The following is a 12,649-nucleotide window of genomic DNA, read 5'->3' as shown; positions in this document are numbered from 1 at the left end:
AGTAATGAGTGCACTTGCGCGTCGAGTGGCGCAGCGGCGGATCTGTCGACTGCATATGTCAGAAGGCCTCCCCGCCTTGTCTGGAACATCCGGGCGAGGCCAATCTTCACGCATACCAAGTACCAGTTTTAGGGGTGCAGATATGACAAGTATAAATACCAATCCCGGCGCGGAGATCGCGCTGAGGATATTGACGGACAAAAACGTCGAGAAGGAAGAAGTCCAGGAAGATATCTCCACTGGCAAGGAGGTGGACCACGCCAAGGATGCCGCGGCGATCTGGGCCATTTCCGAAGTCATGGGATCCGATCTGGCCGGCTTCGAGGCCACGTCGCAAGGGTTGAACGTCGGCGAGGCCACCGTTGCGGTTGCCTCCGCCGGGGCGGAGCAAATCACCTCCCTGCTCACCGACATGAAAGAGCTGACCATCCGGGCCAATAGCGGCACCGCCGATTATTCCATGATCGAAGAGCAGCTGGCCCAGAAAACCGAGCAGATCAACACGATCATCTCCTCCTCGGGCTTCAACGGCGTCAATCTCTTGGCCACCGATACAGATGGCAATGGCGGCACCAGCCTTTCGGTCGCGGCGTCACAGGATCGTTCCGGCGATGATGCACCAACGCTCTCGTCAATCACCGTGGACAGCGTCGATTTCGAAGGCAGCGCGAGTTTTGACATCAACAATCGCACCACGATCACCGATGCGGCCTCGGCGCGCACCGCTCTGGGCGAAATCGAGGGCTTCCTGCGCTATGCCACCGACAGCGCCGCCTCGCTTGGCGCCAGCGCACAGCAAATGGCGGAGCAGGATGTCTTTATGAACAAGCTGAGCGATGCGGTTCAAATGGGCATCAGTGAGCTCACAGACACCGATATGGAAGACGCCTCTGCCCGCTACAGCGCATTGGACGCACAGAGCCAACTTGGCGGTTTGTCACTGTCGATCGCCAATGCCTCGCCAGGCTCGTTGCGCTCGCTCTATTCCTGAGCAGCGCTCCGATCTGACACTTGGGCCGAACTCTGCGCAAGCGGGGTTCGGCCTTTTGGATTGTCGGGTTTTCCTTGCGACTCCAGCCATGTAAACGTCATGCAACCTGAGCAATGGGGGCTTGCATGTCTGTCACGCCGATGATGGCGCAATATCTTGAGATCAAAGCGCAATACAAAGACGCGCTGTTGTTCTATCGCATGGGCGATTTCTACGAGATGTTCTTTGAGGACGCGGTCAACGCCGCCGAAGCGCTGGATATTGCGCTCACCAAACGCGGCAAACACGAGGATCAGGACATCCCCATGTGCGGCGTTCCCGTCCACGCCGCCGAGGGCTATCTGCTCACCCTGATCCGCAAAGGGTTTCGCGTCGCGGTCGGTGAACAGCTGGAAAGCCCCGCCGAAGCCAAGAAGCGCGGCAACAAATCGGTGGTCAAACGGGACGTGGTGCGGCTGGTCACCCCCGGCACCCTCACCGAAGATTCCCTTCTCGAAGCCCGCCGTCACAATTTCCTGGTCGCCTATGCCGAGCTGCGCGATCAGGCGGCGCTGGCCTGGGCCGATATCTCCACCGGCGTATTCCACGTGATGCCCATCGCCCGGGTGCGCCTCAGCCCGGAACTTGCCCGCCTCGCTCCGTCAGAGCTGCTGGTCGCCGACGGTCCGGTCTATAACGAGACACGCCCGCTGGCCGATGAATACAAGATCCCGCTAACCCCGCTCGGCAAGGCCAGTTTTGACAGCAGCGCCGCCGAAAAACGGCTCTGCGCCCTGTTTAATGTCGGGGCCCTTGACGGCTTTGGCACCTTCAGCCGCGCCGAGATTTCCGCCATGGGCGCGGTGGTCGACTATCTCGAAATCACCCAAAAAGGCAAACTGCCGCTGTTGCAGCCCCCTCTGCAAGAGGCCGAGGACCGCACCGTCCAGATCGACGCTTCCACCCGGCGCAATCTAGAACTCACCCGCTCCCTCTCTGGTGGGCGGGCCGGGTCGCTCTTGTCAGTGATCGACCGGACCGTAACCCCCGGCGGTGCCCGGCTGCTGGAGCAACGCCTGTCCAGCCCCTCGCGAAGCCTCGACGTGATCACGGATCGTCTCGCCGCGCTGGATAACGCGGTTGAGGATCCCACCCGCAGCGAGACCCTGCGCAGCTTCTTGCGCAAGACGCCCGATATCGACCGGGCCCTGTCCCGGCTGGCGCTGGATCGTGGCGGGCCGCGCGACCTCGCCGCCATCCGCAACGCTCTGGCCCAGGGCGAAGAGATCGAGCGCGCCGTGCAAGGTCAGGATCTGGCGCCCCTGCTCACCCAGGCCGTGCAATCGCTGCGCGGCTTTGAGGAACTTCTGTCGCTGCTGGATGCCGCCTTGGTCGCCGAACCGCCACTGCTGGCCCGCGACGGCGGCTTCATCGCCACCGGGTTCGACCCGGACCTCGACGAGGCCCGCACCCTGCGGGACGAGGGGCGCTCCGTCATCGCCGGGCTGCAACAGAAATACGCCGAGCATACCGGCATCTCCTCGCTGAAGATCAAGCACAACAATGTGCTTGGCTACTTCATCGAAACCACCGCGACCCATGCCGGCAAAATGCAATCCGCACCGATGTCGGAAACCTACATCCACCGCCAGACCACGGCCAATCAGGTAAGATTTACCACGGTGGAGCTGAGCGAGATCGAGAGCAAGATCCTCAATGCGGGGAATTTGGCCCTGGAGATCGAAAAGCGGCTCTATCAAAGGCTTTCTGGCGCTATTCTTGACTGCGCGGCGCGGCTCAATCAAGCCGCACGCGGCTTTGCCGAGCTGGATCTGGTCACAGCGCTGGCGGATCTGGCGCGGGGGGAAAACTGGACCCGCCCCCGCGTCGACACCTCCCGCGCGTTTCACGTGGATGGCGGGCGCCACCCCGTCGTTGAACAAGCCCTGCGGCAGCAGGGCGGCGAGACATTTGTCGCCAATGACTGCGACCTCAGCACCGAGGATGGCGCCGCCGTCTGGCTGCTCACCGGTCCCAACATGGCCGGTAAATCAACCTTCCTGCGCCAGAACGCACTGATCGCCGTGCTCGCGCAGATGGGCAGCTATGTGCCGGCAGACACCGCGCATATCGGCATGATCAGCCAGCTCTTCAGCCGTGTCGGCGCCTCGGATGACCTTGCCCGGGGACGCTCGACCTTCATGGTCGAAATGGTCGAAACCGCCGCCATCCTCAACCAGGCCGATGACCGCGCCCTGGTCATCCTGGACGAAATTGGCCGTGGCACCGCAACCTACGACGGGCTGTCGATCGCCTGGGCTACGCTAGAGCATCTGCACGAGGTCAACCGATCCCGCGCGCTGTTTGCCACCCATTATCACGAGCTGACGCAACTTGCCGCCAAACTCCCCGGCGTCGACAACGCCACCGTCACGGTCAAGGAATGGAACGGCGAGGTCATCTTCCTGCATGAGGTCAAAAAAGGCGCGGCGGATCGCTCCTATGGTGTGCAGGTTGCGCAACTCGCCGGCTTGCCAGCCTCGGTGGTGGCCCGTGCCCGCGATGTCCTCGATATGCTGGAGGAAAGCAGCCGCAAAGGCGGCGGCGCTGGCAAGGTCCAGATCGACGACCTGCCGCTCTTTGCCGCAGCCCCGCCGCCTCAGCCAAAAGCAGCGGCCACCTCACCGGTCCTGACGTTGCTCGACGAGATCAATCCCGACGACCTCACCCCGCGTGAGGCGCTGGAAGCGCTCTATCGGCTGAAAGACGAAGCCCAGAACAAAAAAGAGCGACCTGCCTGACGCATGTCGCTCTTTCATCTTTTCAAAAATATCCCCGCCGGAGGCACGGGCCCCGCGGGGCCCGTCATCGCATCAGGATGCGGGCGCTGACGACACGCCGACCTGCGCCGGACGCAGCAGCCGGTCGTGCAACATAAAGCCCTCGGTGGAGACCTGAATAATGTCGCCCGCCTTTGTGCCCGGCAGCGGCGCTTCAAACATCGCCTCATGCACCTGAGGATCAAAACGATCACCCACCTGCGGCGCGATCACTTGCATGCCGTGTTTCTGGAACACATCCAGCAGGGCGCGCATGGTCAGCTCAACACCTTCGATCAGCGCAGCCGAAACCGCTTTCTGCTCCTCGGTCGCGGCCTCAAGCGCGCGTTTCATGTTGTCATAGACCGGCAGCATGTCACGCGCCAGTTTGGAGCCGCCATATTGCTCGGCTTCACGACGCGCCTTGTCACCACGCTTGCGCGCGTTCTCGGCATCGGCGAGCGCCCGCATAAAGCGATCCTTATACTCGTCCCGCTCGGCGCGCAGGGCTTCCAGCTCCAGCGCTTCCTCATCTACTTCTTCGGTCTGAGCCGACAGCTCTTCGGCTTCAGCTGCCTCGATGTCATCCAAAAAATCGTCGTTCCTGGGCTCTGCCATAATTCACCTCTAACTCCGGTCGGAGACCATTTTCCCAACCAGCTGCGCCGTGTAGTCCACGATCGGCACAATTCGTCCGTAGTTCAGGCGCGTGGGGCCGATGACCCCCACCGCACCGATGATCTTTCGATCCGCGTTCATATAGGGAGACACCACCAAAGAGGAACCCGAAAGTGAGAAAAGTTTGTTCTCCGAGCCGATAAAAATGCGTACACCGTCGCCGTCTTCGGCCAGTTCGAGGAACTCGGCAATATCTCGTTTACGTTCCAGGTCGTCAAACAGGGTGCGGATCTTCTCCAACTCGTCCGGCGCGCCATCCTCAGAGAGGAGATTCGCCCGACCGCGCACGATCAAACGGGCCTGATCGCTGCCCTCGTCTTCCCATGCGGCAAGGCCGCTCTCGATCATATCGCTGGCCAGCGTGTCGATTTCCTGACGCCGTTTCTCGATCTCGGCCTGAACATCCACCCGCACATCGCTCAGGGTTCGCCCGTCGATCATCGCGTTGAGAAAATTCGCCGCCTCCCGCATCGAGCTCGGGGTTTGCCCCGGCGGCGGCGTGAACAAACGATTTTCCACGTGGCCATCCGAGAACACCAGCACAACCAGGGCCCGATCCTGCGCCAGCGAGACAAACTCGATATGGCGCAGCTCGGCCTCGTATTTCGGCGTCAACACCAGCGAGGCCCCATGGGTCACCCCCGACAGCGCCGCTCCGACCCGATCCAGCATGCCGCCAACGTCGCTGGAGTTGTTCCCCAACGTGCGGTCAATCATCTCGCGGTCCTGGGAGTTGGGATCGCCCATCTGCAACAGGCCATCGACAAACAGCCGTAAGCCCATCTGCGTCGGAATACGCCCCGCGCTGACATGCGGGCTGTCCAACAGACCAAGATATTCCAAATCCTGCATCACGTTGCGCACCGTGGCAGCGCTGACCTTTTCGCTCAGTGATCGGGTCAAGGTGCGGCTGCCCACCGGCCCGCCGCTTTCGAGATAGCTTTCCACCAGAAGCCGAAAGACTTCGCGCGAACGTTCGTTCATCTCCTGCAGAATGGAATTTGGATCAGTCATGGCACTCCCGACGTATTCCGCCAACCTTAGCCTCTCATTGTCACTAAAGCGCTTCGCTAGATATGGTCAATGACCCTTGCATCGCCAACCCCCCGAGCGGTATCGACGGGCAACAACAAAAGGATATCCCCATGCGACCCTCCGGACGTGCCCTGAATGAAATGCGCGCCGTCTCGATCGAGACCGGCTTTACCAAACATGCAGAAGGTTCCTGCCTGATCAAGATGGGCGACACCCATGTCTTGTGCACCGCCACGATCGAGGACCGCGTCCCCCCCTTTATCAAAGGCTCCGGCCTGGGTTGGGTAACCGCCGAATACGGCATGCTGCCCCGCGCCACCAACACCCGCATGCGCCGCGAGGCCGCCTCGGGCAAGCAAGGCGGCCGCACCGTTGAAATCCAGCGTCTGATCGGCCGTGCCCTGCGCGCCGGCGTGGATCGTGTTGCCCTGGGAGAGCGTCAAATCACCGTGGACTGCGACGTGCTGCAAGCCGATGGCGGCACCCGCTGCGCCTCTATCACTGGCGGTTGGGTCGCGCTGCGGCTGGCGGTCAACAAGCTGATGAAGATCGGCGACGGCAAAATGGATCCGCTGGTGGATCCGGTCTCGGCGATTTCCTGCGGCATCTACGCTGGCCAGCCGGTGCTCGATCTGGACTACCCCGAAGATTCCGAAGCAGGCGTGGATGGCAATTTCATCATGACCGGCTCCGGCAAGTTGATCGAAGTCCAAATGAGCGCCGAAGGCTCCGTCTTCTCGCGTGATCAGATGAACCAGCTGATGGACTTGGCCACAGAAGGCACCGCGCAATTGGCGGAGATGCAAAAGGCAGCCTGCGCATGACCCGCAAATTCGACGGCGACACATTGCTGGTCGCCACCCATAACAAAGGCAAGCTGGGCGAGATCACAGAGATCCTCGCCCCCTTTGGCGTCAAGGTCGTTGGTGCCGCCGCGATGGAGCTGCCCGAGCCGGAAGAGACCGAAGACACCTTTGTCGGCAACGCACGGATCAAGGCCCATGCCGCAGCCAAGGCAACCGGCCTGCCCGCCCTGTCCGATGACAGCGGCATCACCATCGACGCGCTTGACGGGGCTCCCGGTGTCTATACCGCCGATTGGGCCGAAACCGGCAATGGCCGTGATTTCATGATGGCGATGACCCGCGCCAATGATGAAATTACCGCAAAAGGTCCCGACGCCCCCCGCACGGCACAGTTCCGCTGCACCCTTGTTCTCGCCTGGCCCGACGGCCATGACGAGATCTTTGAGGGCGTGATGCCCGGCACTCTGGTCTGGCCCATCCGCGGCGAACATGGCTTTGGCTATGACCCGATGTTCATGCCCGACGGCTATGACATCACCTGCGCCGAGATGGACAAGTCGGAGAAAAACCGGATCAGCCACCGTGGCCGTGCGCTGGCGCAATTTGTGCAGAGCTGTTTCGGTGGATGATTGGCGCAACGGGGGCTTTGGGCTCTACGTGCATTGGCCGTTTTGTCAGGCCAAATGCCCCTACTGCGATTTCAACAGCCATGTGGTTTCCCAGATTGATCAGTCAGCCTGGGTGACCGCCTATCAGACCGAACTCCGCCGTATGGGCGCGCTGCTGCCAAACCGTCTGCTCAACAGTATCTTCTTCGGCGGCGGCACCCCTTCCCTGATGCACCCGGACACCGTCGCCGCCGTGATCGAGACTGCCCAGGATATCTGGCCCTTTGCCAATGACATTGAAATCTCGCTGGAGGCCAATCCCGGATCGGTCGAGGCCGGACGCTTTGCTGGCTACCGTGATGCAGGCGTAAATCGGATCTCCATGGGCATTCAGGCGCTGAACAACGAGGATCTGCGCCGCCTTGGCCGAATTCACTCGGTCGAGGAAGCGCGCAAGGCTTTTGACATCGCACGCCATTGCTTTGACCGCGTGAGTTTCGACCTGATCTATGCCCGCCAGGGACAAACCCTAGACGCCTGGCAGGCCGAACTGTCAGAGGCGCTCAACATGGCAATCGACCATCTGTCGCTCTATCAGTTGACGATCGAAACCGGCACCGCCTTTGGTGATCGCTATGCTCGTGGCAAGCTGCGCGACCTGCCCACGGATGACACGGCGGCGGATATGTATCTCGCAACGCAAGACATCTGCGCCGCCCACGGCCTGCCCGGCTATGAGATTTCCAATCACGCGATCCCCGGCGCCGAAAGCCGACATAACCAGATCTATTGGCGATATGGCGATTATGTCGGAATCGGCCCCGGCGCGCATGGACGTTTGACGATTGCCGGTCAACGCTACGCGACCGAGACACCAACCGCGCCTGGTGCATGGCTGAACGCCGTCAAGAAGGGAGACGGCACCCCGACACGAGAGCTCCTGTCTATGGAGGATCAGGTCGTCGAACACCTCATGATGGGAATGCGTCTACATGAGGGGTTGGATATGGATCGCCATGCAACACTTGCGGGTGCGCCGCTATCCGCCAAGAAGCTCCAAGAGCTGCAAGAGCTGCAAGAGATCGGCATGATAACGCTGGACTGCAACCGTCTTCGCGCTACCTCCGCAGGGCGCGCTGTTCTAAATGCGGTTCTGCGAGACCTTCTGACGGATTGAAAAATGAAGTTTCTCTATCTTTGCCTCGGCTTGCTCAGCGTTCTTTTTGCATTGATAGGAATCGCCCTTCCCCTCCTTCCCACGGTTCCCTTCCTGCTGTTGGCCGCATTTTTCTTCGCGCGCTCTTCGGAACGACTTCACGCTTGGTTGCTATCCCACAGGACCTTTGGCCCCGCAATCGTTGACTGGAACGAACACGGCGCCATCCGGCCAAGCGCAAAAAAGGCGGCAACCGTTTCCGTTGCCGCCGTCTTTTTACTGTCGCTTATCCTAAAGCTCCCCATCCATGTCTTGCTTATCCAAGCGATCACATTGGGTGGGGTCATGATATTTATCTGGTCGCGCCCTAACGGCTAAGCAGATTACAAATATCGTCGAGTTGATCCAGGGTTTCATAGGAAATCGTAAGCACGCCAGATTCCCCTCCCGGTTTATGATCAATCGACACTTTCATGCGGATCATCGCCGACAGATCACTCTCCAACGCCTTTGTATCCGCATCCTTCTCAGCCTGGGTCTTTTGCTTTCTCGGCGCGGATGTGCTTGGTCCCGCAGCATCCTTCTTGACCAATGCTTCGGTCGCGCGCACAGACAGGCCACCCTTGACGATTTTCTTGGCAAGTTCAGACGCATTGTCAGAGGTGATCAAGGCGCGGGCGTGTCCGGCCGACAGCTTCCGGTCCAGGACCAACTCTTGCACATCCTTTGGCAGATGCAGCAGCCGCACCAGGTTCGCGATATGGCTGCGGCTCTTGCCAAGCGCTTCGGCCATTTTCTCCTGCGTATGGCCGAACTTGTCCATCAGCTGTTTATAGCTTTGCGCCTCCTCCAGCGCATTCAGATCAGAGCGCTGAATATTCTCGATAATCGCCACTTCGAGCATTTCCACATCGGAATACTCGCGAATAAGCACGGGAACTTCATGCAACTGGGCGGCTTGTGCCGCGCGCCAGCGGCGTTCCCCGGCCACGATCTCATATTGACCGCCATCGCGCGGACGCACGATCAAAGGCTGCAACACGCCCTTCTCTTTAATCGAGGCGGTCAGATCATCCAGATCTTCTTGCAAAAACTGCCGTCGCGGCTGATCTGGGTTCGCTTGTACCTTCTCGATCGGGATCAGGATCTCTGCATTTCGAGGGAGCCGGCTCGCCTCGGTGCTGACAGGCTCAGCATTCACATCTGCCATCAACGCTGACAATCCACGGCCAAGCCCGCGCGGTTTGGATTTATTATCTGCCATTATTTGCCCCCGTATTTTTTATTCTGCCGCAATTTTTTGATGATTTGCAACCAACTCTGCTGCCAATTGCCGATACGCCTTTGCCCCCAGGGATGAGGTATCATAGTTCAAAACCGACATGGCATATGATGGCGCCTCGCTCACGCGGACATTTCGCGGAATCTTTGTGCGGAAGACCAAATCGCCAAGGTTTTCGCGCGCGTCCTGTTCGACCTGCTGCGACAGGTTATTGCGTCGATCATACATCGTTAGCACGACGCCCTCAATTCTCAGCGCGGGATTCGCCGCCTGCCGCACTTCTCTGATCGTCAACATCAGTTGAGAGAGACCTTCCAACGCAAAAAATTCACTTTGCAGCGGAATAAGAACGGAATGCGCCGCGACCATCGCATTCACTGTCAGCAGGTTCAAAGACGGCGGGCAGTCAATCAGGATATAGTCCCAATCGTACTCCGCCATAGCAGGCTGCCGAAGTGCATCGTGCAGAAGATAGCTGCGTTTTTCATTGGAGATAAGTTCAATATCCGCAGAGCTCAGATCGACAGTTGCCGGAACGATGCACAGGTCATCCATTTCCGTTTGCCGAATAACATCCTTTAGATCTGCGGATTCTACCAGCAGATCGTAGGTCGTGTGCGTTCTGTGATCTACGTCGATACCAAGGCCGGTCGAGGCATTGCCTTGCGGATCAAGATCAACAAGAAGAACGCGCATCCCCTCTTCTACCAACGCGGCAGCGAGATTGATCGCCGTCGTGGTCTTTCCAACTCCGCCTTTTTGGTTGGCGATCGCGATGATCCTTGGATTTCCAAAACGGGAAAATTCAGGCACGCTTTACTCCCCTGATCTTGAGAATGACAGCCTCTGGCTCAGTTACACTTGTAATACCTTCCCAATCAAAGCTCCAACGTTTGCGCGCGTTATCCACTTCTTTTTTCCAGCTTGCCCCTTTCGGAAACACCGCAGTCCCGTCGCTTGCGAGATGCTGTTCTGAATAGGCCAATAGATCCGAGAGATCAGCGAGGGCGCGTGCCGAAAGAACATCGGCACGAAGAGGATCAATGCTCTCGATTCGCTCTGACTTGACCGATATCTTGATGCCGCATTCGCGAGCGGCACTCCGAAGAAATGCGGACTTTCTTTGATCGCTCTCGACCAGCGTTACTATCGTATCAGGAGACGCCTCTGCAGCGAGGATCGCCACGACGATTCCCGGCAACCCTCCCCCGCTTCCGAGATCCACCCAGGAGTGTGAAGGCTCGACGGCCTTATATATCTGGACACTGTCAAGAATATGACGCGTCCAGATATCCTCGAGGCTTCGCTTAGATACAAGATTAATGCGCGGATTCCACTTTTCCAGTGTTGCGACATAGATCTGAAGACGCTCGAGTGTTTCACGTGAAACATCATATCGAGATGTAATCGCCAGCACACTCATGCTTGCTTCGCGCCTTCTCTGACCCGCCGCTTTAGCACCGATAGGATGAGCGCCAGTGCCGCGGGGGTAATGCCATCAATCCGCGCAGCTTGGGCGATGTTCTCGGGTTTTGCCTTGGAGAGCTTCTGCTGAAGTTCGGTCGACAACCCATCGATCACGTAGGAAAAGTCGGCGGGAATCGCGTGCATTTCATCACGTTGCATCGCTTCAACTTCTCTTTTTTGTCGATCAATATAATTGGCATACAGGGACTCTCGCATCAATTGTTCCCGTATATCGTGAGACGTTTCAGAGAGGTCGGGTAGAAGACGCAGGATGTCCTCAAAACTCGTCTCGGGAAATGCCAGGACATCCATGCCGTTCCGCTTGTTTCCGTCTTGATTCACCTTAATTCCAGCGACGGCGAGATCTTTGGGTGTAAAAGTGGACCCAGTTAGCTGCGTCCTCGCTCTGTCCAACTTGCGATCTTTTTCCAGAAAGACAGCTCGTCTCTCCTCACCCACACAACCAATCTCAATACCCATCGGGGTCAGTCGCTGGTCGGCATTGTCGGCCCTCAGCGACAAGCGAAACTCCGCTCTCGAAGTGAACATTCTATATGGTTCAGTAACGCCGCGCGTTGTCAGATCGTCAATCATCACCCCGATATAGCTGGATGATCGGCTGAATGTGATCGCCTCCTGTCTCTTGGCTTTCGCAGCCGCATTGAGCCCCGCGACCAGCCCCTGCGCGGCCGCTTCCTCGTAACCTGTTGTGCCATTAATCTGACCGGCGAGAAACAGCCCATCAACTGAGCGCAATTCTAGCGTATGCTTCAGTGCCCTTGGGTCCACATAGTCGTATTCGATCGCGTAACCCGGCTGAAGGATTTTCGCATGTTCGAGCCCGACGATCGAACGCACATAGTCGAGTTGAACGTCTTCTGGGAGGCTTGTCGAAATGCCGTTTGGATAAACCGTATCATCCTCCAGACCTTCTGGTTCGAGGAAGATCTGATGCGATGTCTTTTCTGCAAATCGGACGACCTTATCTTCAATGGACGGACAATATCGAGGTCCAATACCTTCTATATGTCCGCCATACATCGCAGATCGGTCGAGGTTGCTCCGTATGATCTCGTGCGTTTGTTCATTGGTATGTGTGATACCACAAGAAATCTGGCGTGCACTCGGTTTGGTATTGAGGAAAGAGAACATCGTTGGATCATCGTCACCAGGTTGATGATCAAGAATATCCCAGTTTATCGTCTTTCCATCCAAGCGCGGCGGGGTTCCCGTCTTCAATCGGCCCAGTGGCAGGTCAAAGCCGGCGAGCCGTTCAGCCAGCTTTACCGACGGCCTATCGCCCATCCGACCGCCTGGCCTGGAGACATCACCAATATGGATAATTCCGTTCAGGAAGGTGCCGGACGTCAATACTACAGCCTGCGCAGACAAAGTTAGCCCGTCTGCCAAGATCACTCCAGATACCGTATGGCTATCTGTCATGATGAAATCTGTCACCTCGCCTTCAACGATGGTGAGATTTTCCTGTTCTTCAGTCGCGCGGAGTGATTCGCGTTGATAGATCGCTCGGTCTGCCTGCGCTCGAGGGCCTTGTACGGCCGGGCCTTTTCGCCGGTTTAGGAGGCGAAACTGGATGCCAGCAAGATCAGCCATGCGACCCATTATCCCATCCAGAGCGTCAATTTCTCGGACGAGATGGCCTTTTCCAAGGCCCCCGATCGCCGGATTGCAGGACATCACACCGATCCCATCGCGGCGCAGGGTGACCAGCGCGGTATTTGCCCCCATCCGAGCTGCCGCGTGGGCCGCCTCGGTGCCGGCGTGTCCGCCACCTACAACGATTACATCAAACTGCGAATGTTTCACG

General features: G+C 58.5%; 12 protein-coding genes. 6 read left to right on the top strand and 6 right to left on the bottom strand.

The features are described from left to right. Positions 1 to 142 precede the first annotated feature (142 nt). Both HCZ87_RS00250 and mutS read left to right on the top strand, forming a co-directional pair. Positions 143 to 991: a flagellin gene (locus HCZ87_RS00250; protein WP_167641757.1), complete on the top strand. Its 849-nt coding sequence runs from the start codon at positions 143 to 145 to the stop codon at positions 989 to 991. 125 nt (positions 992 to 1,116) lie between these two features. After that, a complete protein-coding gene (mutS, locus tag HCZ87_RS00245; protein WP_167641756.1) occupies positions 1,117 to 3,771 on the top strand; it encodes a DNA mismatch repair protein MutS in 2,655 nt (884 codons plus the stop codon). A gap of 72 nt (positions 3,772 to 3,843) precedes the next feature. On the opposite strand, the gene HCZ87_RS00240 is transcribed toward mutS, so the two are convergent. Both HCZ87_RS00240 and hrcA read right to left on the bottom strand, forming a co-directional pair. After that, the gene (locus HCZ87_RS00240) at positions 3,844 to 4,407 is read right to left on the bottom strand and encodes a nucleotide exchange factor GrpE (RefSeq protein ID WP_167641755.1); all 564 of its coding nucleotides are present in this window, start codon (positions 4,405 to 4,407) and stop codon (positions 3,844 to 3,846) included. 9 nt (positions 4,408 to 4,416) lie between these two features. Further along, positions 4,417 to 5,481, bottom strand: a complete 1,065-nt coding sequence (gene hrcA / locus HCZ87_RS00235; RefSeq protein ID WP_167641754.1) for a heat-inducible transcriptional repressor HrcA — start codon at positions 5,479 to 5,481, stop codon at positions 4,417 to 4,419. A gap of 131 nt (positions 5,482 to 5,612) precedes the next feature. Between hrcA and rph the strand changes: the two genes are divergently transcribed. The 4 genes from rph to HCZ87_RS00215 are packed head-to-tail and all read left to right on the top strand — an operon-like array spanning position 5,613 to position 8,450. After that, a complete protein-coding gene (gene rph, locus HCZ87_RS00230) occupies positions 5,613 to 6,326 on the top strand; it encodes a ribonuclease PH (protein ID WP_167641753.1) in 714 nt (237 codons plus the stop codon). Beyond that, positions 6,323 to 6,937 carry an RdgB/HAM1 family non-canonical purine NTP pyrophosphatase gene (rdgB, locus tag HCZ87_RS00225; protein WP_167641752.1) on the top strand — a complete coding sequence of 205 codons (615 nt, stop codon included), beginning with the start codon at positions 6,323 to 6,325 and terminating at the stop codon, positions 6,935 to 6,937. The genes rph and rdgB overlap by 4 nt, the downstream gene beginning before the upstream one ends. Beyond that, a complete protein-coding gene (gene hemW / locus HCZ87_RS00220) occupies positions 6,930 to 8,093 on the top strand; it encodes a radical SAM family heme chaperone HemW (RefSeq protein WP_167641751.1) in 1,164 nt (387 codons plus the stop codon). The genes rdgB and hemW overlap by 8 nt, the downstream gene beginning before the upstream one ends. Before the next feature lie 3 nt (positions 8,094 to 8,096). Then, positions 8,097 to 8,450: a YbaN family protein gene (locus HCZ87_RS00215; RefSeq protein ID WP_167641750.1), complete on the top strand. Its 354-nt coding sequence runs from the start codon at positions 8,097 to 8,099 to the stop codon at positions 8,448 to 8,450. Here the strand turns inward: HCZ87_RS00215 and HCZ87_RS00210 are convergent. Genes HCZ87_RS00210 through mnmG form a run of 4 tightly spaced genes read right to left on the bottom strand, consistent with a single transcriptional unit; the run spans position 8,440 to position 12,648 of the window. Continuing rightward, entirely contained in the window at positions 8,440 to 9,336 is an 897-nt protein-coding gene (locus tag HCZ87_RS00210) for a ParB/RepB/Spo0J family partition protein (RefSeq protein WP_167641749.1), read from the bottom strand. The genes HCZ87_RS00215 and HCZ87_RS00210 overlap by 11 nt on opposite strands. 18 nt (positions 9,337 to 9,354) lie before the next feature. After that, complete coding sequence (locus tag HCZ87_RS00205; protein ID WP_167641748.1) at positions 9,355 to 10,167, bottom strand: AAA family ATPase; 813 nt, start codon at positions 10,165 to 10,167, stop codon at positions 9,355 to 9,357. Next, complete coding sequence (gene rsmG / locus HCZ87_RS00200) at positions 10,160 to 10,777, bottom strand: 16S rRNA (guanine(527)-N(7))-methyltransferase RsmG (RefSeq protein WP_167641747.1); 618 nt, start codon at positions 10,775 to 10,777, stop codon at positions 10,160 to 10,162. Before rsmG ends, HCZ87_RS00205 begins: the two co-directional genes overlap by 8 nt. Beyond that, positions 10,774 to 12,648 (bottom strand): tRNA uridine-5-carboxymethylaminomethyl(34) synthesis enzyme MnmG, encoded by a 1,875-nt coding sequence (gene mnmG, locus HCZ87_RS00195; RefSeq protein ID WP_167641746.1) that lies wholly within the window; start codon positions 12,646 to 12,648, stop codon positions 10,774 to 10,776. Before mnmG ends, rsmG begins: the two co-directional genes overlap by 4 nt. Position 12,649: the final 1 nt, after the last annotated feature.

Origin of the sequence: Phaeobacter sp. HF9A, assembly GCF_011806385.1 — a bacterium.
Lineage (GTDB): Bacteria > Pseudomonadota > Alphaproteobacteria > Rhodobacterales > Rhodobacteraceae > Epibacterium.
This window is presented reverse-complemented; position numbering and strand designations above follow the sequence as displayed.